Annotated in this window: 19 protein-coding genes and 1 pseudogene; 5 read left to right on the top strand and 15 right to left on the bottom strand. The window is 72.9% G+C overall.

What is annotated here, in order from left to right; genetic code table 11:
* Positions 1-123 precede the first annotated feature (123 nt).
* From QOL88_RS01810 to QOL88_RS01790, 5 genes are all read right to left on the bottom strand, one after another.
* Positions 124-1083 (bottom strand): threonine/serine dehydratase family protein, encoded by a 960-nt coding sequence (locus QOL88_RS01810; RefSeq protein ID WP_097214760.1) that lies wholly within the window; start codon positions 1081-1083, stop codon positions 124-126.
* Between the two features lie 123 nt (positions 1084-1206).
* A complete protein-coding gene (locus QOL88_RS01805; protein WP_373559336.1) occupies positions 1207-2112 on the bottom strand; it encodes a polyprenyl synthetase family protein in 906 nt (301 codons plus the stop codon).
* Between the two features lie 386 nt (positions 2113-2498).
* On the bottom strand, positions 2499-3590 hold the full coding sequence (locus QOL88_RS01800) for a tetratricopeptide repeat protein (RefSeq protein ID WP_097214759.1): 1092 nt from the start codon (positions 3588-3590) through the stop codon (positions 2499-2501).
* A gap of 172 nt (positions 3591-3762) precedes the next feature.
* Entirely contained in the window at positions 3763-4440 is a 678-nt protein-coding gene (locus tag QOL88_RS01795; protein WP_097214758.1) for an AIM24 family protein, read from the bottom strand.
* A gap of 73 nt (positions 4441-4513) precedes the next feature.
* On the bottom strand, positions 4514-5809 hold the full coding sequence (locus tag QOL88_RS01790; protein WP_097214757.1) for a CAP domain-containing protein: 1296 nt from the start codon (positions 5807-5809) through the stop codon (positions 4514-4516).
* Between the two features lie 207 nt (positions 5810-6016).
* On the opposite strand from QOL88_RS01790, the pseudogene QOL88_RS38745 reads away from it, so the two are divergent.
* A pseudogene (locus QOL88_RS38745) lies at positions 6017-6198 on the top strand (carbohydrate-binding protein); the annotation flags it as partial.
* Positions 6199-6320: 122 nt separating this feature from the next.
* Positions 6321-7556 carry an SGNH/GDSL hydrolase family protein gene (locus QOL88_RS01785; protein ID WP_097214756.1) on the top strand — a complete coding sequence of 412 codons (1236 nt, stop codon included), beginning with the start codon at positions 6321-6323 and terminating at the stop codon, positions 7554-7556.
* 4 nt (positions 7557-7560) lie between these two features.
* Here QOL88_RS01785 and QOL88_RS01780 read toward each other — a convergent pair whose 3' ends face one another.
* The 5 genes from QOL88_RS01780 to QOL88_RS01760 all read right to left on the bottom strand — a co-directional run bounded on the left by QOL88_RS01780 (position 7561) and on the right by QOL88_RS01760 (position 14518).
* The gene (locus QOL88_RS01780) at positions 7561-10500 is read right to left on the bottom strand and encodes a helix-turn-helix transcriptional regulator (RefSeq protein ID WP_097214755.1); all 2940 of its coding nucleotides are present in this window, start codon (positions 10498-10500) and stop codon (positions 7561-7563) included.
* Between the two features lie 89 nt (positions 10501-10589).
* Complete coding sequence (locus QOL88_RS01775) at positions 10590-10943, bottom strand: UBP-type zinc finger domain-containing protein (RefSeq protein WP_097214754.1); 354 nt, start codon at positions 10941-10943, stop codon at positions 10590-10592.
* Entirely contained in the window at positions 10940-12385 is a 1446-nt protein-coding gene (locus QOL88_RS01770; protein WP_097214753.1) for an ATP-binding protein, read from the bottom strand. The genes QOL88_RS01775 and QOL88_RS01770 overlap by 4 nt, the downstream gene beginning before the upstream one ends.
* Positions 12382-14058, bottom strand: coding sequence for an NAD(P)/FAD-dependent oxidoreductase (locus QOL88_RS01765; RefSeq protein ID WP_097214752.1), 1677 nt, complete (start codon positions 14056-14058; stop codon positions 12382-12384). The genes QOL88_RS01770 and QOL88_RS01765 overlap by 4 nt, the downstream gene beginning before the upstream one ends.
* A gap of 106 nt (positions 14059-14164) precedes the next feature.
* Positions 14165-14518 (bottom strand): VOC family protein, encoded by a 354-nt coding sequence (locus QOL88_RS01760; protein ID WP_097214751.1) that lies wholly within the window; start codon positions 14516-14518, stop codon positions 14165-14167.
* 64 nt (positions 14519-14582) lie between these two features.
* Here QOL88_RS01760 and QOL88_RS01755 point away from each other — a divergent pair, with 64 nt between their 5' ends.
* Complete coding sequence (locus tag QOL88_RS01755; RefSeq protein WP_097214750.1) at positions 14583-15464, top strand: universal stress protein; 882 nt, start codon at positions 14583-14585, stop codon at positions 15462-15464.
* 13 nt (positions 15465-15477) lie between these two features.
* Here QOL88_RS01755 and QOL88_RS01750 read toward each other — a convergent pair whose 3' ends face one another.
* From QOL88_RS01750 to QOL88_RS01740, 3 genes are all read right to left on the bottom strand, one after another.
* On the bottom strand, positions 15478-16749 hold the full coding sequence (locus QOL88_RS01750; protein WP_097214749.1) for a DUF4032 domain-containing protein: 1272 nt from the start codon (positions 16747-16749) through the stop codon (positions 15478-15480).
* A 41-nt stretch (positions 16750-16790) separates the two neighbouring features.
* Entirely contained in the window at positions 16791-17537 is a 747-nt protein-coding gene (locus QOL88_RS01745; protein WP_097214748.1) for an MBL fold metallo-hydrolase, read from the bottom strand.
* Positions 17538-17698: 161 nt separating this feature from the next.
* A complete protein-coding gene (locus QOL88_RS01740; RefSeq protein WP_097214747.1) occupies positions 17699-18322 on the bottom strand; it encodes an alpha-ketoglutarate-dependent dioxygenase AlkB in 624 nt (207 codons plus the stop codon).
* Between the two features lie 103 nt (positions 18323-18425).
* Between QOL88_RS01740 and QOL88_RS01735 the strand changes: the two genes are divergently transcribed.
* On the top strand, positions 18426-19064 hold the full coding sequence (locus tag QOL88_RS01735; RefSeq protein ID WP_097214746.1) for a TetR/AcrR family transcriptional regulator: 639 nt from the start codon (positions 18426-18428) through the stop codon (positions 19062-19064).
* A gap of 17 nt (positions 19065-19081) precedes the next feature.
* Positions 19082-20755 carry an FAD-binding dehydrogenase gene (locus QOL88_RS01730; RefSeq protein WP_097214745.1) on the top strand — a complete coding sequence of 558 codons (1674 nt, stop codon included), beginning with the start codon at positions 19082-19084 and terminating at the stop codon, positions 20753-20755.
* 19 nt (positions 20756-20774) lie between these two features.
* Here the strand turns inward: QOL88_RS01730 and QOL88_RS01725 are convergent, their stop codons facing one another.
* Complete coding sequence (locus QOL88_RS01725; RefSeq protein WP_097214744.1) at positions 20775-21125, bottom strand: DUF488 domain-containing protein; 351 nt, start codon at positions 21123-21125, stop codon at positions 20775-20777.
* Positions 21126-21242: 117 nt separating this feature from the next.
* Positions 21243-21497 (bottom strand): WhiB family transcriptional regulator, encoded by a 255-nt coding sequence (locus QOL88_RS01720; protein ID WP_030844076.1) that lies wholly within the window; start codon positions 21495-21497, stop codon positions 21243-21245.
* Positions 21498-21591 lie beyond the last annotated feature (94 nt).

The following is a 21591-nucleotide window of genomic DNA, read 5'->3' as shown; positions in this document are numbered from 1 at the left end:
CGCGGATTCGTAAATTCCCGCCCGGCCTGGTGGTAACCGTTGGTAAATGCGGACGTGTACAACGTCTGAACTCGGAGCCCTCCGATGAATTTCGCGCGGGATTCCCCGGGAGCCACCGGAACGTCAGCGCAGACCGAAGCGACGCGACCAGGCGAACAGATCGCCCGTCGTCGCGTTGCCCCCGCACACCACCAGGCCGAGCCGGGCCCCGTCGCCGACCCGCTCCAGGACCTGCCGGGCGGCGGGCAGCAGGCAGCCGGCCGCCGGTTCGGCCCACACCTTGGCGTGGTCGGCCAGATCCAGCGAGCCCTGCACGGCCTCCCGGTCCGGAACCACGAGAACCTCGGTGACCAGGGCGGAGACATGCTCGTACGTCAGCTGCGACACGGACGGCGCGCTGAGGGTGGAGACGATCGACGACAGGGCGACCGGCATCGGACCACCCGCCGCCAGCGCCTCGGACATGGCCTGCGCGCCTTCGGTCTCCACGCCCCAGACCCGCACCCCGGGCCGGCGGGCACGCAGCGCGGCGGCGACGCCGGCGATCAGGCCGCCTCCCCCGATGCTCACGAGGACGTCCGTGAGCTCACCGGCGTCGGCGGCGAACTCCAGCCCGACCGTGCCCTGTCCGGCGATCACCACCGGGTCGTCGAAGGGGTGGACCAGGGTCAGCCCCTCCTGCTGGAGCCGCGTCATGAGCGCGAACGCGCCGTCCATGTCATCGGTCAGCCGCACCGACGCGCCGGCCGCCTCCGCGATCTCCACGGCACGGGCGGGCGCCGAGCGTGGCATCACCACCGTGGCCTTCACATCGAGAGCCGCGGCCATGACCGCGAGGGCGATCCCATGGTTGCCGCCGCTGACCGCCACCACGCCGGCGGCCCGTTCCGCCTCGCCCAGTGACAGCAGCTTCGCCGTGGCCCCCCGCGACTTGAACGAACCGGTGCGCTGCAGCAGTTCGAGCTTCGCGGTGACCGGGGCACCCAGCAACTCCGACAGCCCCGGACTGTCCACCGTCGGGGTGCGCACCACGTGCCCGGCGATCTGCCCCGCCGCGGCTTCGATCTCCGAGATGCCGATCATGGCAGCCATCCTTCCGGCGCGGGGTCGTGAAACGCGCCGTGTCGAACCCTGACGTGCACAGGGGGCCCAGGTCAACGCGGTTCGGGGGCGACGGCGTCGGTGTCGGGCACCCGCTCGCGTCGCTCAGACGTCGCGCCGCACCAGGTAGCCCAGCAGCGAACGCAGTTCGTCGGCGGCCCGGGCGGTCGACGGCACGTCGGCGAGGGCCGTCTCGACGGCGGCGATGTGCCGTCGGGCCTCCGCCAGGGCCGCCGAGCGGCCGCCCGCGTCCTCGATCAGGGTCGCCGCAGTCTCCGGCGCGTCACCCGACTCCAGGAGGCCGGCGATTCGGCCGCCCATCGGGGATCCGAGTGCCACCAGCACGGGGAACGTCTTCTTCCGCTCGCGCAGATCGCCGTGGACCGGCTTGCCGGTGACGCGGGGATCCCCCCAGATGCCCAGCACGTCGTCGACGATCTGGAACGCGACCCCGAGATGCCGGCCTGCCCGGTCGAGCGCGGCGACCGTCTCGGGGCCGGCACCTCCGAGCACGGCACCCAGGGCGGCCGCGCAGCCCAGCAACGCGCCCGTCTTGTGCTCCGCCATCGCCCGGTACTCGGCGGGCCGCACCCGCTCCGGCCCGGTCCACGGGCGGTCGGCGAACAGCAGGTCGTCCGCCTGCCCGCGCACCAGGTCGCCCAGCGCCACGGACAGGGCCCGCACGGCTCCCGCGCCACCCGGCTCCGCGGCCAGCGTCTCGACGGCCAGGGCGAACAGAGCGTCGCCCGCGAGCACCGCGGGCCCCGTGCCGTAGGCCTTCCACACGGTCGGGCGCCCTCGCCGGTCCCCGTCGCCGTCCATGATGTCGTCGTGCAGCAGGGAGAAGGTGTGCACCAGCTCCACCGCGACGGCCGCGGCCACCCCGGCCCGCTCCGGCGCACCGGCCGCCTCGGCCCCGAGCACCGCGAGCGCCTGCCGTACGCCCTTGCCGCCGGAGGCACCGGCGGGCGCACCGCCGACCTCGCACCAGCCGAAGGAGTAGGCGGCCATCTCTCCGACCCAGGGGTGCAGCCGCCCGACGGCCTCCTCCAGGGAGGGCCTGACCAGGGCGCGGCAACGTTCGAGGACGCGGGGGACGTCGTCGGCGCCGGTGGTGAGATCGCCGGTCGTGAGAGCACCGGCCGTGAGAGCGCCGGCCCTGAGCGCGCACGGCTCACCCGGCCGTGCCGGCCGTGCCGTAGCGGAGGCCTCGTGCGCCGCGTCCTGTGGCGTCGGCGGTGCCGCAGCGGAAGCCTCGCGCGCTGAGTCCTGCCGCGTGGGCCACGCCGTGGCCGGGGCCTCGTGCGCCGCGTCCTGCCGCCGTGGCCGGTCGGCTGCCGGGGGCGATGTCGTCGTGGCGCCCCGTCGTGCCGTCTCCATCGTCGTGGGCGGCGCCGTCACCGTGCCGCCTCCGTCGCCGCCTGCTTCCGCTGCGGCACGGCCGGCACAGCCGGGTGATCGGCGGCCGGTATGCCGAGCTCCTCGTGGGCCCGGGCCACCATCCGGCGGGCGTGCTGGAGGCCGATGCGCTCCAGCAGGACGGCGAGGTCGGCCAGTTCGGCCGCCGTCTCGGCACGGTCGCGGCCCAGGCGGGCCAGGGACTTGGCGAGTCCCAGGCGCGACAGGGCCTCTCCGCGCGGCTCGCTCATCTCACGGAACTCCGCGAGCGCCTGCTCGTACAGCTCCCGTGCCTCGGCGTAACGTCCCGCCCGGTACAGGACGTTGCCGCGCATCTTGTGGTTGTAGGCCAGCGCGCTGGACAGCCGCATCGCGCGGCACGCCGTCTCCGCCTCGCTCAGCAGCTCCAGGGCCCGCTCGGTGTCCCCGTCGCGCACCGACACCACGTCGGCCAGCCCGCGCAGCGCCCAGGCGTGACCGCGCCGGTCGTCGGCCCGAGCGGCGATCTCGGCGGCCTCCTCGAACAGCGCGTACGCCGTGTCGTGGCGCCCGGTGTTGCGGTGCATCTGGGCGATGCCCTCCAGCGCCCACACCGTGTGCCGCGCCTCCCCGCGCCGCCGGGCCTCGGCGAGCAACTGCTCGTGCAGCCGGCCGACGGCCTCGTAGTCGCCCTGGATGCGGCCGGTCTCGGCCAGGCCGGCCAGCGAGTAGCCGCGCACGACGATGTCTCCGCCGCGTTCGCCGAGGTCGGCAGCCAGCTGGAGCAGCCTGCGGGCCAGCCGGAGTGCGCCGCGCTGCCGGGCCAGGGTGCCGCCGCTCCACAGCGCCCAGGCCATCGCCCCGACGTCCCCGGCCTGCCGGGCCGCGCGGTAGCTCGCCTTCCAGGCCCGGTCCGCGTCCTCGACCCGGCCCAGCCGGCGGTGCGCCTCGGCCACCGCCAGTCCGGAACGCGCCGCCTCCCCGGGCTGTCCGGCGCGCTCGGCCGCTCTCAACTGCTCGGTACCGGCGGCCAGGACGTCGGTCAGGGAGGAGTTGACGGACAGAGTGGTGAGCGCGCCCTGGTACTCCGGGGCGAATGCCTTGCCGTACATCGATGCCTTTCGGTCCGTATGCACACCATCTATACATAGCGCGTATACATGGTGTGCATAGAAGGGTGAAAACCTGCCCTGGCCGCAAGGGCCAGGGCAGCACCTGTTGCCGATCAAGACGTCGGCGGGACGGACCGGGTTGCCTGTGAGGCGCAGATCACCTGATGGGTGTTCAGTGCTGGCCGGCTTTCTGCGGTGTCGCCTCGCTCGGCCGGACGACGACGTATCCCTCGCCCTGGAGCAGCAGTTGCACCGCCTCGCCGGAGCCGCCGCGCAGCATCGACCCGATGGACTGGGAGCGGTGCAGGGAGGTCTGCAGCCCCGCGGTCCAGCCGACGATCGCGTCGGTGTCGACGTACACCGGGGCGTGCGGCGAGACCGGGATGACGAGTGGATTGCCCTCGCACACCAGGCCCAGCTTGCCGTGCCCCGTGAAGACGCTGTTGAAGAGGCCGCCGCCGGTCATGCCCGCCCCCTTCACGGTCGCGATGCGATACGACAAAGTGGCGTCGAAACACAGCACGTTGCGGCCGTTGACCGTGAACTCGTCGCCGGGCTCGACGTCGACGATGAAACAGTTCTGCGCCTCGTGCGCGAACCAGGCCTCACCCTGCCCGCGCACCGCCATCAGCGGCAGCCCCTCCCCGGTGACGGCGCGCTTGAGCATGCCGCCCACGCCCTGGCCCTTGCGCTCGAACTGGAGGTTGCCGCGGTAGGAGATCATCGCGCCCTGCCGGGCGAGCATCTCTCCGTTCACCGTGTAGCGGATGCACTTGGCGTTCTCGATCGCCATGCCCGGCGCCACGGCCGGCTGCACCATGTGTTCATTGGAAAAGAGGTCACCCTTCATACCGGCATCCTCGCCCGGAGCCAGTCCCTCCGCCAAGATCGCGCAGGAGGCCCGGTCGTGAAGCGGCCGGACGTCAACCGCCGAAGAGCTGCGTCCAGTACATGCCGGCCCGACCGCCGCCGGCGAAGCCGACGCCGATGTGGGTGAAGCCGGGCTTGAGGATGTTGGCCCGGTGGCCGGGGCTGTTCATCCAGCCCTCCACGACGTCGGCGGGGGAGCGCTGGCCGCAGGCGATGTTCTCGCCGATGGAACGCCGGGTGGAACCCGCGGCGGCGGCCCGGTCCCAGGGCTGACCGCCGTCCGGTGCGGTGTGTGCGTAGAAGGCGCGGGCCACCATGTCCGCGCTGTGCGCCTGGGCGGCCGTGGCGAGCGGCGGGTCGGCGGACAGGGGCCGGAGTCCGTGCCGGGTGCGCTCCCGGTTGGTGAGGTCGATGACGGCCGCCGCCGTGGCGGCCAGCCCGTCCGGGGTGAAGGGCCTGGCCCACAGTGCCGTCCAGTAGACGTCACCGGAGGGGCCGTCGTGCACATGGGCCAGTCCGGCGTGGGTGAACGCCGGGTCGTGCAGGGTGCGCCGGGGCCCGTCCGTGCGCAGGCAGTACGCGACGAACTCGGCGGCCGTGCGCGGTCCGGACACCAGGTGTTCGCCGACGCTGAGATACGCGAACCCGGAACCGATGACACGCTGGTAGACGGAGACGCCGTCGAGCGTCTCGACGCCGAGGCGTCCGGCCGCCGCCATGGCGGCGGCATGGACCCGGGCCGCCGACATCAGACGGGCGTCCAGGGAGAGCGGTGGCGAACCGGCCGTGGCGCGAGCGGAGTTGACCAGCGGCAGGAAGCCGTCCGGGTCGGGCGCGGAGGTGCCACGCGCGGGAGCGGTGGGGGAGGTGTCGTCCACGACGTCGACGCCGAAGTCCCGTGCGAGTCCCGCCAGTCCGTCGGCGTACCCCTGGCCCAGGGCGCGCAGTTTCCAGCGATCGCCGCGCCGGTACAGCTCCGCGAGCAGCAGCACCGTCTCCGGACCGGGGCGCGGCGGGGCGAAGCGGGCGAGCGGGCGGCCCTCCGCGTCGGTGACGTGCAGCGTGGGGGAGGGCAGGCGGCCGAGGGCGGTACCGGGGTCGGCGGGGCTCACGACGACGGTGACCCGGGTCGCGCCGGTGCGCAGTCCCGGCGGGTCCACGGTGAGCGCGTCGCCCCGCAGGACGGCCCCCGGCGCCGCCGGCTGGTTGTAGAAGACGAAGTCGCCGTCGTCCCGGACTCGTCCGCCGTCGTCGGTCACGAGCGCGGACACGTCGAACGGCCCGGGCACCCGCACCGTCACCGCACCGCCCGGCAGCGCCAGATTGCCGCCCGGAACCAACTCGCCCATCACACCCCCCGCCCCTCCCCGCGCATCACGCCCCCGCCCCTCCCTCGAGGGATTCGCCTGCCCGGACAACGGCCGCCGGAACGCGAGGGTTCCCTTGGCGGTCCCGGCTCCCGGGCTACCGGGCCCACGGGATGAATCAGGGCAAGACGGCCGGCACGCAGAGCGGTCCCGCTTCTTTCACAGACAGCGAAATTGACCCTCCCGGCCGAGGTCTCCGCCAGCGGCGGCCCCGCCACCTCCCACACGTTCCCCTCCACACGCGACTGGAGCACCGTCGAGACGGTCGGCGTCCCGGTGACCCTGAAGGCCGGCACCAACACGGTCACCTTCGACAGCGGTTCGGCTACGCCCCGGACATCGAGCGGATCGACGTCCCGAAGTCGCTCTGACCGGCACGGACGGCACGCCCGTCGAGGGCCGCCTGCGCGGCGCCGCAGGCCGCACCACTACGGTGGCGTACGCCGGGACGACACCGCCCGCACCCGCCGACCGGCCGAAGGAGCTCCGCCGCATGTCCCGCACCACACGTCCTCGTGCCGCCCTGGCCGCCCTCTGCTGCTGCGTGGCAGTGGGCTGCGGGACCGGCACGGCACCGCAGGGCGAGCGGCCGAGCCCGCCGTCCCGCGCCCCGGCGGCAGCCGGGCACGGCGTGGTCACCTGGGCCTCCTCCGCCGGACACATCGGCGAGGCGGCCGACGGCCGCGGCTACCGGCTGATGGTGCACACCAGCGTCGGCGGCAGCGGTCTCAGGGTGCGGCTGACGAACGCCTTCGGCGACGAGCCGGTGACGTTCGACAACGTCCACGCGGGCCTGCAACGGGACGGCGCCGCCCTCGTCCCCGGCAGCAACAGGCGCCTGACCTTCGGCGGCGCCCGCTCCGTCACCGTTCCCGCCGGCGGCATCGTCTACAGTGACCCGCTGCCCGGCCACGTCCCCGCCGGGCGCACCCTCGCCGTGAGCCTGTACGTCCCCCGGGCAGGCGGCACGCTCACCGGGCACTGGATGGCGATGCAGACGTCGTACACCACCGACGGCGACCACACCGCGGAGGAGGCCGCGGCGCACTGGAAGCAGCGGGCCGGCTCCTGGTTCTACCTCGACGCCGTCACCGTGCGCCCCCGCAAGGGGACGGGTGCCGTGGCCGCCCTCGGCGACTCCATCACCGACGGCTGGCATTCCACGATCGACCGGAACCGCCGCTGGCCCGACTACCTGGCCCGCCGGCTCGGCACCTCCGGCACCGAGGTCAAGGGCGTGGCCAACGCGGGCATCGCCGGAAACAAGGTTCTCCTCGACGGCCCCGGCGAGAGCGCCCTGAACCGCGCGCAGCGGGACGCGCTGTCCCTTCCGGGCGTGCGCACGGTCTTCCTCTTCCAGGGCGTCAACGACATCAAGGCCGAGCCCGGCGCCACGAGCGCCGGGCTGATCGCCGGGTACCGCAGGCTGATCGACCGGGCGCACGCGGCCGGGAAGTGCGTCGTCGGCGCCACGATCGCCCCCTACAAGGGCTGGCAGGAGTGGGACCCCGCGGGGGAGGCGGTACGGCAGCGGGTCAACGCCTTCATCCGCGACAGCGGGGAGTTCGACGGGGTCACCGACTTCGACCGGGTCCTGCGCAGCCCCTACGACCCCGAGCGGATACTCCCCGCCTTCGACGGCGGCGACCATCTGCATCCCAACGACAAGGGCATGCAGGCGATGGCCGACGCCGTCGATCTGCGCAGCCTCGACTGCGGGACCGGCTAGGCCGTCAGCCGGACGCCGTGGGCTCCGGGGTGATCAGGCCCTCGCGGTAGGCGATCGCCACGGCCTCGCCGCGGCTCGACGCGCCCAGCTTGGCGAGAATGTTGGAGACGTGGACGCTCGCGGTCTTGCCGCTGATGAACAGCTCCTCGCCGATCTGCCGGTTGCTGCGGCCGAGGGCGAGCAGCCGCAGCACGTCCTGCTCGCGCGCGGTGAGCGTGCCGGCCCGGTCGTCGTCGCCCGACGCGTCCGACAGCCGGCCGCGCCGCACCAGCGCGTCCACCTGCTCCCGCAGCGGCGCGGCGCGGAGGTTGTCGGCGGTCTCACGGACCGCCCGGGCCTCGGCGGCCGCCTCCTCGCGACGCCCGGCCGCCAGCAGAGCCTCGGCGTACCGCACACGGCAGCGCGCCAGCTCGTAGACGTCGCCGTAGCCGAACGCCGTCACCGCCTCCGACCAGGCCGCCGCGTCCGGCCCCTTGGTGGCCCGGATCCACTCCGCCTCCGCCCGGGCCAGCCAGGCCTGCCCCTCCGGCCCCTGGGGCGCGCCGCCCTCGCCGTGGGTGGCGACGGCCCGCGCCTGTTCCACCAGTTCGGTCGCGGTGTCGCTCCAGCGGCGAACTCCCGCCTCGTCACCGGTCAGCCGCAGCCCGGTGGCCGCGTCGGCCACCGCGGACAGCGCCAGGGCGGCGAGCCGGACCGTGACGCCCGGGCGGGGGACCGCCTCGTCGGCCAGGGCCGTGACCGTGGACCGCATCCACCGCACCGCGTCCTCGGGATCGCCACGCAGCGCCGCGGCGTCGGTGAGCACGATGCCCGCCACCAGGGTGGCCATCCAGTCGAAGGGCCCCTCCAGCAGTGCACGTGCCCGGTCGGCGGCTCCCAGATCGCCACGCGCCAGCGCCACGTGGAGTGCGGGACCGACCGTGTAGCCGCCGGCCGTCTGCGGCACCTCGGGGTGATCGGCCGCCGCCGCGCGCAGGCACTCGTCCCAGCGGCCCAGCACATGCAGCACCAGCAGCCGCAGGTACCGCATCTCCAGCGGGTACGTCGAGGACAGCAGCCCGGCCTGCCGGGCCCGGTCCAGGCCCTCGGTCAGCCAGGGCACGCACTCCGACAGGGCACCGGACTCGTAGCAGCCCATCGCCAGGTTGAACAGGGCCCGCAGCTCCACGGGCGCGTTGCCCGAGCTCCGGGCCAGGTCACGGGCCTTGACCAGCCGCTCACGGCCCTCCGGGCCGCGCCGCCCCGCCCCGTCGAAAACGGCCAGTGAGATCAGCAGGTCCGCCTGGGCGTCGGCCACCCCCAGGTGTTCCGCCACGCCCAGGGCCCGGCGGGCGACCCGCAGCGCGGTCTCGTTCTCCCCGACGTGGCGTGCGGCCAGGACATGCGTGGCCGCCGCCCACACCCACGTGCGCGACGGAGGATCCTCCGGGATCATCGCCAGGGCCTCGCTGCTGTAGGCGAACGCGGCCGTCAGGCTGTCCACGCTCAGCAGGTTCCCCGCGAGGGTGTAGCGGACCCGCGCGGCGAGTTCGGAGTCGGCGTCCTGGCCGAGCTCCGCCAGCGCGGACCGGGTGAGGGCGACCGCGCGGTGCAGCCGACCGGCGTGCGCGGCGGCGGCCGACGCCCGCAACGTCAGGGTGACCCGGTCGACGCCCCCGCCCGACGGCCGGGCCGCGGGGTCCACCGCCGCCCACAGGTCCAGTGCCGTTTCGAGGTGCCGCTGCTCCTCGGCCGGCGCCCCGACCCGCTGGGCGTGATCGGCGGCCTCCAGGGACGCGGCCAGCGCCTCGGCGAGGTCGTGGCTCTCCCGGTAGTGGTGGGCGCGCTCGGCGGCACTCTCGGCGAGGCGCCCGCGCCCGGCGAGCAGCCGTGCGAACGCGCCGTGCAGACGCGCCCGCTCCCCGGGCAGCAGATCGGCGTAGACGGCCTCACGGGCGAGGGCGTGCCGGAAGGAGTAGGTGTCGTCGTCCCCGGCGACGAGCAACTGCCGCCCCACCGACTCCCGCAGCGCCGACTCCAGCTCCGCCTCCGGCAGCCCCACCGCCTCCCGCAGCAGGTCGTGCTCCACCCGGCGTCCGGCGACGGCGGCCGTCCGCAGCACCTGCTGCGCGGTCTCGGACAGCTGCTCGAAACGGATCAGCAGCACCTCGGCGAGCCCGCTGGGCACCCCGCCCGACTCGGTGTCGGTCGCGGCGAGCAACTCCTCCGCGTAGAAGGCGTTCCCCTCGGCCCGTTCCACGATCCGGCGCACCGTGGCGTCGGGCAGCGGCCCGGGCTCCAGGGCCCGCACCAGCCGGTCCACGTCGGCATCGGCCAGCGGCCGCAGCTCCAGCCGCTCGACCGGGGGGAGCCGTATCAGCTCCGCGAGCAGCGGCCGCAGCGGATGCCGGCGGTACAGGTCGTCGGCCCGGTACGAGGCGAAGACCGCCAGCCGGTGCCGCAGCACGCCCCGGCCGAGGAGGAACCGCAGCAGGTCCCGCGACGACTGATCCGCCCAGTGCAGGTCCTCCAGGACGAGCAGCAGCGGCGCGACCTCGGCGACCTCGGCCAGCAGCCCCGCCATCCCCTCGAAGAGCCGCAACCGCCCGTCCACGTCCCGCACGGAGCCGGATCCGGCCCCCAGCAGCCGCTCGACCACGGGATGGGCGGCGAGAGCGCCGGCGAACCGCTCGTCGGCGGCCAGCACCCCGAGAATCTCGGTGAAGGGCAGATAGGGCAGCCCGACGTCGCCGAGATCCACGCAGTGCCCGGTGACCACGGTCATGCCGGTCGCGGCGGCCTGCCCCCCGACCTCGTCGAGCACCCGGGTCTTGCCGACGCCGGCGTCCCCGGCGATCAGCACGGCCCTGGCCTCACCGCCTCGCGCACGCTCCAGTACACCGGAGAGTCGCGTGAGTTCGGCATCCCGCCCGACGACGGGCCTGGCCGATGACGCCTGCTGCACAGAACCAACCTTCTTTTCAGGGGCGCGCGGAACTGCGCGATCAACCACCGACGAGGCGCATCCGCCGCGCGCCGGAGAGCCTCGATCTCCTAGGCGCGCAGAATCTTCGCCCAGTCACCGGGGACTCGCCCCGCCGGCCCCGGCGTGGGCTGATCGGCCGGATGACTCACCGGCGCGGCCAGCTCCGGCCCGCCCTCGTACAACGCGTTCGTCGCATAGTCCCAGTACCAGTCCTCACCCGGCTCGAAGCTCTGCACCAGGGGATGCCCGGTCTCCCGGAAATGCCCCGTCGCGTGCTTCGCCGGTGAGCTGTCACAACACCCCACGTGCCCGCACTGCGCGCACCGCCGCAGGTGGAACCACCACCCCCCGGCCGCATCACACTCCGCGCACCCGCTGCCGCTCGGCGGCACGCTCGGGTCGATGCCGTTCTCGCCACTCATGCAGACTCCTCCTCGACCGCCGTCAGCGGAAGCAGTACCTGGAAACGCGTGTCCCCCGGCTCCGACTCCACCTGGATGTTCCCGTGGTGCTTGTTGACCACGATCCGCCAGGAGATGTCGAGCCCGAGCCCGGTCCCCTCACCCACCGGCTTGGTGGTGAAGAAGGGGTCGAAGATCCGCCCCCGGTCCTCCGCCGGGATTCCGACGCCCGTGTCACGGAACTCCACCAGCAGCCGGTCGTGGTCGGGGGCCGTCCGCACGGTCAACGTCCCCTCCCCGCCCGCGCTGTTCATCGCCGCGACCGCGTTGTCGACGAGGTTCGTCCACACCTGGTTGAGTTCGGCGGGGTAGGCGGGGATCGTCGGCAGCGTTCGGTCGTAGTCCTTGACGACCTTGATCTGCTTGCCGATCTTGCCCGACAGCATCAGCAGGGTGGAGTCGAGGAGTTCGTGCACGTCGGCGTGTTGGAAGGGCGCCCGGTCGAGCTGCGAGTACTGCTTCGCCGCGTCGACGAGGTGCGAGATGCGGGTGGTCGAGTCGTTGATCTCGTCCATCAGCAGCTCGGTCTCGACGGTGTAGTTGAGCCAGCCGATCGCGCTGGGCAGGATGTCCTCGTCCACCGCCGCCGCGATCTGGTCCAGCCAGCCCACGTCGAGACCGGCCTGCACGAACGTGGGCGCGATCCGCCAGCCCTCCGGGATGCCCTGGTCGTCCAGCCAGTCGGTCACGGCGTCCTCGCGGTCGGACGCCTCCAGCGGACTCAAGCTTGGTGCCTTCGCGACCCGTTCGGCGGTCCGCTCCTGGATGTCGATGAGGTTGGCCATGACCTCGGGGGAGTACGACCCCTGCGCGATCACCGCCAGCTTGTGGCGCATCTTGCCGACCCGCTCCCGCAGCGTCGCGGTCGCCCGGACGGCCGCCGCGGCCGGGTTGTTCAGCTCGTGCGTGAGGCCGGCGGACAACGAGCCCAGCGCCAGCAGCCGTTCGCGCTGCCCGATCGCCCGCTGGGTGCTCTTCGAACCGAAGAACAGCCCCTCCAGCAGATGCACCGCCATCGGGAACCACTCCTGCATGATGCCCGCGAAGGTGTCGGCGGGCAGCACGAAGAACCGCGTCGGCTCCGTGACGCGCATGGAGTTGTTGTAGACCTGCCGCACGCGGTCGCCCAGGTACGCCTGCATGGATCCCGCGTACACCCCCCGCTGGGAGGTCCGGGTCACCTCCACGTCGTCCCCGCCGACCCGGCGGTACAGCACCACCGAGCCCTCGAGCAGCACGTAGAAGCACGTGGCGGGCTCGCCCTCGGTGTACACGGGCCCGGGCTCGAAGCGTTCCACCCGCCCCTCGCCGCACAGCCTGCCGAGCTGCTCGGGCGTGAGCTTCTCGAACAGGAACAGCGCCCCGATCTCCTGCGGGTCGCACGGCGCCGAACGCCCGCTCATGACTGCTCCAGATACCGGTGGACGAGCATCACGGCCATGGCTCCCTCTCCGACGGCGGACGCGACCCGCTTGGCGGACTCGGAGCGGGCGTCGCCCGCCACGAACACGCCGGGCACATTGGTCTCCAGGTGGTACGGCGGCCGGTCCAGCTCCCAGCCCTCCGGCGGCCGGCCGTCCGCGCTCAGATCGGGCCCGGCGAGGATGAACCCGCGCTCGTCCCGCAGTACCGTGCCGTCCAGCCAGTCGGTAAGCGGGGCCGCGCCGATGAACACGAACACCCACTGCGCGTCGACCTGTTCGGTCTGCCCGCTGTCCGCGTCCCGCAGGGTCAGCCGCTCCAGGTGGCCGTCGCCGTGCGCGGCCTCGACGACCGTGCGGGACCGGACCTGGATGTTGGGGGACTCCTCGATCTGCTGGATCAGGTAGTGCGACATCGACGCCGACAGCGACTCGCCGCGCACCAGCAGGGTCACCGACTTGGCGCCCCGGGACAGATACATGGCCGCCTGCCCGGCGGAGTTGGCGCCGCCGACGATGTACACGTCCTGGTCCTGACAGGACGGGGCCTCCGTCAGGGCGGACCCGTAGTACAGGCCGCAGCCGGTCAGGTCCTCGCAGCCGGGCGCCGCCAGCTGCCGGTAGGACACGCCGGTCGCCAGGATCACGCTGTGCGCGGCGACCGCCGAGCCGTCGGAGAACCGCACGATCCGCGCGGCGCCGTTGACCTCCAGGGCCGTCACCTCGCGGGCGGTGAGGATCTCGGCGCCGAACTTCGCCGCCTGCCGCCGTGCCCGGTCGGTGAGCTGCCCTCCCGACACGCCGTCGGGGAAGCCCAGGTAGTTCTCGATGCGCGAGCTCTGCCCCGCCTGCCCGCCGGTCGCCGACCGCTCCACCAGCACGGTCCGCAGCCCCTCGGAGGCGCCGTAGACCGCCGCGCCGAGCCCGGCCGGGCCGCCGCCGATGACGACCAGGTCGTAGAAGTCGGCCGTCGGCGTCGTCGCCAGACCGACCCGGGCGGCGAGGTCCACGGCCTCCGGCTCGACCAGCGGGGTCCCGTCCGGCGTGATCACCACCGGCAGCCGCATCCCGTCCTCGCCGGCCGCGGCTAGCAGCCGCCGCCCCTCCGGCTCGTCGGCGGAGTACCAGCGGTACGGCACCTGGTTGCGGGCCAGGAACTCCCGCACGTCCGAGGAGCGCGACGACCACCGGTGCCCCACGACCTTGGTGCTGGGCACGGGCCGGAAGTCACTGGTCCGCCAGGCCTGGAGCAGATCGTCGAGGACCGGGTACAGCTTCTCCTCGGGCGGGTCCCACGGCTTCAGGAGGTAGTGGTCGAGGTCGACGACGTTGATCGCGTCGATCGCGGCGTTCGTGTCCGCGTACGCGGTCAGCAACACGCGCCGCGCGCCCGGGTAGACGTCCAGCGCCTGTTCGAGGAACTCGATGCCGTTCATCTGCGGCATCCGGTAGTCGGCCAGGATCACGGCCACGAGATCGCCGCGCAGCTTCAGCTCGCGCAGCGCGTCCAGCGCGGACGCGCCGGACTCCGCCCGCACGATCCGGTACGACGCGCCGTACCGCCGCCTCAGGTCCCGGGCCACGGCCCGGGAGACACCCGGGTCGTCGTCCACGGTCATGATGACGGTCCGCGCCGTATCGGCGGCCTGTGCCATACGTCCCCCACACCGGGCGGTCGACTCACGGCACGGCGCCCCGGAGCACCGCGCCGACCTCCGCCCATCGTATGTTCGATCGCCGAGCGGCGCCCGGATACGGGGATCAGCTGTGGAAGGCCCCCAGCACGCAGAACTCGTTGCCCTCCGGGTCGGCGAGCGTCACCCACGGCTGCTCGCCCTGCCCGATGTCGGCGTGCCGCGCACCGAGCGCCAGCAGCCGCGCCACCTCGGCCTTCTGGTCGTCGGGCCGGAAATCGAGGTGGAGACGGTTCTTGATCGTCTTACGCTCCGGCACCGAAGTGAAGAGCAGTCCCGGCGTCCGGTCGGGGGCGGGCCGGATCTCGAACTCGTCGGGTTCGTCGTTCACCACCACCCAGCCCAGAGCCTCGGCCCACCAGCGCCCGAGGGCCTCGGGATCGGCCGAGTCCACCATGACCTGTTCCCACGCGAGTGACATGCGCGCAGTGTAGTGAAGACTGATCATGAGCACGTGGTGATTTCCGACGAGGGGAGACAGCCGGATGACACGCCCGATCACCGCAGGGGTCGACGGATCGCAGGAGAGCCTCGCCGCCCTGGCGTGGGCGGCGAGGGAGGCGGTGCGGCGCGGCCTGGCGCTCCGGGTGGTGCACGCCTGGCGGGTCCACTCCCAGGAGGTGGTCGAGGCGGGCGTCGCCGGGGACGCGGACAGCCAGGCCGAGTGGGTGCACGGCGCGGTGACCGAGGCCGTCGGGAGTGTCACCGAGCGGCATCCGGACCTCGCGGTGACCACCGATGTCGTCGAGGGCCCGGTGGCCGACACCCTGGTGGCCGCCGCGGCGGACGCCGAGATGCTGGTCCTCGGCTCGCGCGGGCACGGCCGCATCGTCGGGTTCCTGCTCGGATCGGTCGGCCAGCAGGTGATCGCCGCGACCACCCGGCCCGTGGTGCTCGTCCGGGCCGGCGACCAGGCCTCGTCCGAGGCCGCCGGGCGGGAGGTCGTCGTGGGTCAGCAGGGCGACCCGGAGGACAGCGCCGACGCGCTGCGCTTCGCCTTCGAGACGGCCGCCGCGCGCGGGGCGGCCGTGCGGGTCGTACGCGCCTGGAATCTGCCGCCCGTCTTCGCCTACAGCCCGGGCTCGCTGAAGCTCCTCGACGAGGCCGGGGGACTGGAGCCGTACGAGCGGAAGAGCCTGGCCGCCGCGGTCCGGCCGTGGCGGGAACGCTTCCCCGACGTGCCGGTCGAGGAGCACGTGGAGATGGGCAGCGCGAGCCAGGTGCTGCTGTCGGTGGCCGGGACGGCCCAGCTGATGGTGGTAGGCCGCCGGGCCCACCGCACGGCCGTCGGGGCCCGCATCGGCTCGGTGGCCCACGGAATGCTGCACCACGCGGACTGCCCCGTGGCGGTGGTGCCCCACGCGTGAGGGCACCGGCCCCTCACTCCGCGGTCGGCTGCAACGTCTTGCGGGCCTTGGGCAGGATGTTCCGGATGTAGTCCTCGACCACCGCGTCCAGGCCGATGTCGTGCTGGGCCTGCTCGGACATGTACCAGCGGTGTTCCAGGAGCTGGTGGTAGATCTCCGCCGGGTCCATCGCACCGCGCAGTTCGAGCGGCACGGCCCGCACGGTCGGCCGGAAGACCTCCCGCACCCAGCGGTGGGCCAGCACCTCGGGGCGGGCCCCATGGAGGTCCCCCCTGTTCGAGCGAAGCCGAGAACTTGGGGGAGGGTCACCCGGCGCGTAGTCGTCCTGGGTCGCCATCCAGCTCTCCAGGTCGTTCAGCAGCCGCCGTGCCTGGTTCTCCTCGGTGTCGAGACCGGTCAGGCGCAGCAGCTGGCGCTGGTGGTGGCCCGCGTCGACGACCTTGGGCACGAAGCTGACCGTGTCGCCGTTCGAGGCGTGCTCGATCTGCATCTCGGCGACGTCGAAGCCGAGGTCGTTCAGGCGGCGGATCCGGCGTTCTATGTAGTGGTACTTGCCGGCCGGGTAGACGGAGGCCCGGGTCAGCTCGTCCCACAGGCCGCGGTAGCGGGCGCAGATCTCCATGCCGAACTCGATCGGGTCCACGGACGGGTGCAGGGCCCCGGACGCCTCCAGGTCCAGCAGCTCCCCGCTGATGTTCACGCGGGCGAGATCGAGGTCGTACTCCCGCTGCCCCGTGCTGAGCTGCGGGTGCAGGTCACCGGTCTCGGCATCCACGAGATACGCGGCGTAGGCGCCCGCGTCGCGCCGGAAGAGGGTGTTGGACAGCGAGCAGTCGCCCCAGGCGAACCCGGCCAGGTGCAGGCGCACCAGGAGCACGGCGAGCGCGTCCATCAGCCGGTGCATGGTGGCGGGCCGCATGGTCGTCTCGAACATCGAGCGGTACGGCATCGAGCCGCCCAGGTGCCGCGTGACCAGGACGCTCTCCAGCGGGGCGCCGCTGTCGTCGGTGCGGCCGGTGACCACGGCCAGCGGGTCCACCGACGGGATGCCGAGGCGGTCGAGGTCGCGCAGCATGTCGTACTCGCGCAGCGCGGGCCGCTCGGCCAGCTCTTTCACGGCGATCACCTCGTCGCCTGCCCGGGAGTAGCGCACCACGTGCCGGGAGATGCCGCGCGGCAGTGGCACCAGGTACTCCTGTGGCCACTCCTCCAGAGGCACGTTCCACGGCAGTTCCAGCAAGAGCGCGGGGTGCTCGGGATTGGTCGCGCTGATCTGCAGTGCCATGGGCCGGGTGTCCTTGTCTCGCCGCCGATCGTCACATCAGATTAGAGGGCGCGTTCCCGGGCAAGTCGAGCGGCGTCCCGCACCGGCCCGCGGTGCACCGGCCCGTGCCCGGGGAGCAGCAGCTCGCCCTCCAGCTCCGCCAGGACGTCCAGGGAGGCCAGGGCGCGGGGCCGCTCGTGGTCGAACATGTCCGGCAGCAGCTGCGGCCCCTCGACCCGCGAGGTGGGGTGCCCGCTGACCAGGGCGTCACCGGAGATCAGCACCCCGGTGCCGGGCAGGTGGTAGGCGCAGTGTCCGTCGGTGTGACCCGGGGTGTGCACCGGTACCGGTCGTCCGGGCAGGTCCAGCGCGCCCGCCATCGGGAACGCCCGCGGAGCCGTCACCGGGACGGGGGTCGTGCCGCCCGAGCGCAGCGCGTGCACCACCCACGGCAGGACGCCCGGCCGCCAGCCGTTCCTCAGCACCGTCCCGACGGACACCTGGTGCAGGAACTCCCGGCGTGCGTGCGGCACTTCGGCCTCGTGCAGGAGGACGGGCGTGCCGTACGTGGCGCGCAGGTACTCCGCGCTGCCCAGATGGTCGTTGTGCGCGTGGGTGATCAGCACGCCGGCTACCGCCTCCGGGGAGCTGCCCACCTGCGCGAGCGAGGCGAGGACCTGCTCCCGGTCACCGAGGTAACCGGTGTCGACCAGTGTGACGGCGTCCCCCTCCGTGAGGATCACCCAGTTGGTGTTCGAACCGTGCACCAGGTAGGTGCCGTCCGCGACTTGCTGTACGTCCGCCCGCATGATCGCCCGCCTCGCGTGGTCTCGGTTACCGGCCCGACGGGAGAAGAAAAGCAGATTCCGCGGCGGACGGAATCGCCGGGTCCGCCGCAACGGAGCGGTGCGGCAGGGGCGTTCGGTACGCGCTCGGCGCACGCCGTGCGGCAGGGGCGTTCGGTAGGTCCTCAGCGCACGCCGTGCGGACGGAACTGGATGCTGATGCGCGGTTCCGTCGCCCGGGCGCTCTTGGGGATCGCGTGCTCCCAGGTGCGCTGGCAGGAGCCGCCCATCACGACGAGGTCCCCGTGGCCCAGCGGGCGGCGCACCGTGTCCCGGCCGCCTCGCAGCGGGCGGAGCAGCAGGTCACGGGGGGCTCCGACCGACAGGATCGCGACCATCGTGTTCTCGCGCGCCCCGCGTCCGATCCGGTCGCCGTGCCAGGCGACGCTGTCCCGGCCGTCGCGGTAGTAGCACAGCCCGGCGGTGGCGAACGGCTCGCCCAGCTCCTCGCCGTAGTGGGCGCTCAACGCGTCGCGTGCCTCGGCCAGTACCGGGTGCGGCAGCCGGTCGTCCGCGCCGTAGAACGCGAGCAGGCGGGGGACGTCGACGACGCTGTCGTACATCTTGCGCCGTTCCGCCCGCCACGGGACCTCGGCGGCCAGTCGTTCGAACAGTTCGTCCGAGCCGCCGAGCCAGCCGGGCAGCGTGTCCAGCCAGGCGCCGAAGCCGAGGTGGGTGCGGCTGATCCCGTCCAGAGAGCCGAGGCGGAGCTCGTCGGCCTGGTCGAAGAGGGAGCCCTGGAGGTGCATGCAGTCAGCATATCTCTTAATCGAAAGTATGTTCCATGAACGACTCGCTCTTTCGATACATCGGTGTATCCAATACAGTCCTGTATCGAAAGGAGGGCCGGGCATGGCTGTGGAGGGAAGTGCAGGGCGCGTGACGAGGCGACGTGTCCACACCCGCGCCAATCTCCTGGACGCGGCGTTCTCCGTGTTCGCGGCCAAGGGCTTCGGGCATGTCTCGATCGAGGAGGTCTGTGAGGCCGCGGGCTACAGCAGGGGGGCCTTCTACTCCAACTTCTCCAGCCTCGACGAGCTCTTCTTCGCCCTCTACCGCGAGCGGGCCGACCTGATCGCCGAGCAGGTCTCCGGCGCCCTCGCCCTCGACGGGCCCGACCTCGACGTGCCCGCCGCCGTGGACCGCGTCACCGACGTGCTGCTGCTCGACCGCGACTGGCTCCTGGTGAAGACGGACTTCCTCGTGCATGCCGCCCGCGACCCGGAGGTGGCGCGCAGCCTGCTGGAACACCGCGCGCGGCTGCGGCGGGCCATCGCCGAGCGGCTGGGCCGGGCCCGCGGGCACACCGCACTGCCCGCCGTACTGGGGGACACGGACGGCGCAGCGCACGCCGTGGTGGCCGCGTACGACGGCGTCACCGCGCAACTGCTGCTGGACCGGGACCTGGATCACGCCCGCGCCTGGCTGAAGCAACTGCTCACGGCCCTGCTGACCGATGGCAGCGGCACCCTCGATCACACGAAGAACTGAAGAAGGGAACGGTCGCCATGGATGCCGATGTCATCGTCGTCGGAGCGGGTCTCGCCGGCCTGGTCGCGGCGCACGAACTGACCAGCAGGGGCCGGCGGGTCGCCCTCGTCGACCAGGAGAACGCGAGCAACCTCGGCGGCCAGGCCTTCTGGTCCTTCGGCGGGCTGTTCCTCGTCGACTCGCCCGAGCAGCGCCGCCTGGGCATCAAGGACTCCTTCGACCTCGCCTGGAGCGACTGGCGGGGCAGCGCGGGCTTCGACCGGCTCGAGGACGAGGACTCCTGGGCCGTGCGCTGGGCCCGTGCCTACGTCGAGTTCGCGGCGGGGGAGAAGCGCTCCTGGCTCGACGGACACCACATCACGTTCCTGCCCACCGTCGGCTGGGCCGAGCGGGGCGACCTCACCGCGCACGGGCACGGCAACAGCGTGCCCCGCTTCCATGTCGCCTGGGGCACCGGCACCGGTGTCGTCGAACCGTTCGTCCACTACGCCAAACAGGCCGCCCGCGACGGGCTGCTCACCTTCCACCACCGTCACCGCGTCGACGCGCTCGTCGTCGAGGACGGCAGCGCCCGGGGCGTGCGCGGCACGGTCCTGGCCGAGGACCCCTCACCCCGGGGCGTCGCCTCCAGCCGCGACGCGATCGGCGAGTTCGAACTCACCGCCCAGGCCGTCATCGTCACCAGCGGCGGCATCGGCGCCGACCACGACATCGTCCGCCGCTACTGGCCCGAGCGCCTCGGCACCCCGCCACGCGAGATGGTCACCGGCGTCCCCGCCTACGTCGACGGGCGGATGCTCGACATCAGCGCCGAGGCGGGCGTCCGGCTGGTCAACCGCGACCGCATGTGGCACTACACCGAAGGCCTGCAGAACTGGGACCCGATCTGGCCCGGCCACGGCATCCGCATCCTGCCCGGACCGTCCTCCATGTGGTTCGACGCCCTCGGCCGCCGCCTGCCCGGGCCGTACCTGCCCGGCTACGACACCCTCGGCACTTTGAAGCATCTGCGCACCACCGAGGACATCGCCGGGTACGACCACTCCTGGTTCATCCTCACGCAGAAGATCATCGAGAAGGAGTTCGCCCTGTCGGGCTCCGAGCAGAACCCCGACATCACCGCCAAGGACCGCGCCGGCTTCCTCAAGGAGCGCATCCTCGGCAAGGGCGCGCCCGGCCCGGTCGACGCGTTCCTGCGCAAGGGCGCCGACTTCGTGACCGCGTCCACCGTCGAGCAGCTCGTCGCGAAGATGAACGAACTCACCGACAAGCCGCTCCTCGACGCGGCCGGGATCAAGCGCCAGATCGAGGCCCGCGACCTGCAGATCGCCAACCCCTACGCCAAGGACGCCCAGGTACAGGGCATCCGCAACGCCCGCCGCTACATCGGCGACCGCCTCGGCCGGGTCGCCACCCCGCACCGCATCCTCGACCCGGCGGCCGGCCCGCTGATCGGCGTCAAGCTGCACGTCCTCACCCGCAAGACCCTCGGCGGCATCCAGACCGACCTGGACTCCCGCGCCCTCGGGACCGACGGCAAGCCGGTCGAGGGGCTGTACGCGGCCGGCGAGGTCGCCGGCTTCGGCGGCGGCGGCGTCCACGGCTACAACGCCCTGGAGGGCACCTTCCTCGGCGGCTGCCTCTTCTCGGGCCGGGCGGCGGGCCGGGCGGCGGCGAAGCAGACCGCCTGACGGACCGGGGCCCCGCTTCTCAGCCTTCGAGGAGGCGGACCAGCACGGTGGCGTGGCTCTGCTCCGGCGTCTTCGACGCGGTCAGCAGGGTCACGTCGCCCTTGCGGGCCAGATCACGCACGCTGTCGAGCGCCTCGGCGGCCTCGTCGGCGGCGAGCTCCGCCTCGTACCGCTCGGCGAACTCCTCGTACGAGCCCTCGCCCGTGTGGTACCAGCGGCGCAGCTCCGTCGACGGGGTGAGCGCCTTCGGCCACTCGTCCACCCGGGCCGCGTCCTTCGCCAGCCCGCGCGGCCACAGCCGGTCGACCAGCACCCGCACCCCGTCCTCCGGCTCGGCGGCATCGTAGACGCGGCGCACGCGCACGCTCATGGTCGGCTCCTTTCCGCGGCGACACGGATACGTGCCGCGAGCCTAACCCCGGCCGGACGCACGCACCCCTGGGGACCGCTGCGGTGCAGCGAGCATCCCCAGGGGTGCGGGCCGATGTCAGCCGGAGCGGCGGCGGGCGGCCGTGCGGCGCTTCAGCGCACGCCGTTCGTTCTCGCTCGTCCCGCCCCACACGCCGATGGACTGCCCCGTGTCCAGGGCCCATTGCAGACACTGCTCCTGCACAGGGCAGCGCCGTCGGCACACCGCCTTGGCCTGCTCCGTCTGCAACAGAGCCGGGCCGGAGGTGCCGATCGGGAAGAAGAGCTCGGGGTCCTCGTGCCGACAGGCAGCGTGGTCTCGCCAGTTGTCCATCGAAGTCACCTGCATCGCAGTAGAAACGTGCTCTCTCGTCTGCTTACTCCTTTTCGGGTGACCTGTCGATGCGCGCTGAAACAGGGCGTTCCCG

The sequence above is a fragment of the Streptomyces sp. Ag82_O1-12 genome (assembly GCF_900182715.1).
GTDB classification, from domain to species: domain Bacteria; phylum Actinomycetota; class Actinomycetes; order Streptomycetales; family Streptomycetaceae; genus Streptomyces; species Streptomyces massasporeus.
Note: the sequence above shows the minus strand (reverse complement) of the source record. Positions and strands in the feature narration are given on the sequence as shown.

What these genes read in the sequence shown, in the direction of transcription:
- QOL88_RS01775 (WP_097214754.1), bottom strand. Translation starts at nt 10,943, where the DNA reads ATGAGTGGCGAGAACGGCATCGACCCGAGCGTGCCGCCGAGCGGCAGC.
- QOL88_RS01730 (WP_097214745.1), top strand. Translation starts at nt 19,082, where the DNA reads ATGGATGCCGATGTCATCGTCGTCGGAGCGGGTCTCGCCGGCCTGGTC.
- QOL88_RS01755 (WP_097214750.1), top strand. Translation starts at nt 14,583, where the DNA reads ATGACACGCCCGATCACCGCAGGGGTCGACGGATCGCAGGAGAGCCTC.
- QOL88_RS01735 (WP_097214746.1), top strand. Translation starts at nt 18,426, where the DNA reads ATGGCTGTGGAGGGAAGTGCAGGGCGCGTGACGAGGCGACGTGTCCAC.
- QOL88_RS01770 (WP_097214753.1), bottom strand. Translation starts at nt 12,385, where the DNA reads ATGAGCGGGCGTTCGGCGCCGTGCGACCCGCAGGAGATCGGGGCGCTG.
- QOL88_RS01740 (WP_097214747.1), bottom strand. Translation starts at nt 18,322, where the DNA reads ATGCACCTCCAGGGCTCCCTCTTCGACCAGGCCGACGAGCTCCGCCTC.
- QOL88_RS01800 (WP_097214759.1), bottom strand. Translation starts at nt 3,590, where the DNA reads ATGTACGGCAAGGCATTCGCCCCGGAGTACCAGGGCGCGCTCACCACT.
- QOL88_RS01725 (WP_097214744.1), bottom strand. Translation starts at nt 21,125, where the DNA reads ATGAGCGTGCGCGTGCGCCGCGTCTACGATGCCGCCGAGCCGGAGGAC.
- QOL88_RS01765 (WP_097214752.1), bottom strand. Translation starts at nt 14,058, where the DNA reads ATGGCACAGGCCGCCGATACGGCGCGGACCGTCATCATGACCGTGGAC.
- QOL88_RS01805 (WP_373559336.1), bottom strand. Translation starts at nt 2,112, where the DNA reads ATGGCCGCCTACTCCTTCGGCTGGTGCGAGGTCGGCGGTGCGCCCGCC.
- QOL88_RS01720 (WP_030844076.1), bottom strand. Translation starts at nt 21,497, where the DNA reads ATGGACAACTGGCGAGACCACGCTGCCTGTCGGCACGAGGACCCCGAG.
- QOL88_RS01810 (WP_097214760.1), bottom strand. Translation starts at nt 1,083, where the DNA reads ATGATCGGCATCTCGGAGATCGAAGCCGCGGCGGGGCAGATCGCCGGG.
- QOL88_RS01785 (WP_097214756.1), top strand. Translation starts at nt 6,321, where the DNA reads ATGTCCCGCACCACACGTCCTCGTGCCGCCCTGGCCGCCCTCTGCTGC.
- QOL88_RS01795 (WP_097214758.1), bottom strand. Translation starts at nt 4,440, where the DNA reads ATGAAGGGTGACCTCTTTTCCAATGAACACATGGTGCAGCCGGCCGTG.
- QOL88_RS01760 (WP_097214751.1), bottom strand. Translation starts at nt 14,518, where the DNA reads ATGTCACTCGCGTGGGAACAGGTCATGGTGGACTCGGCCGATCCCGAG.
- QOL88_RS01790 (WP_097214757.1), bottom strand. Translation starts at nt 5,809, where the DNA reads ATGGGCGAGTTGGTTCCGGGCGGCAATCTGGCGCTGCCGGGCGGTGCG.
- QOL88_RS01750 (WP_097214749.1), bottom strand. Translation starts at nt 16,749, where the DNA reads ATGGCACTGCAGATCAGCGCGACCAATCCCGAGCACCCCGCGCTCTTG.
- QOL88_RS01745 (WP_097214748.1), bottom strand. Translation starts at nt 17,537, where the DNA reads ATGCGGGCGGACGTACAGCAAGTCGCGGACGGCACCTACCTGGTGCAC.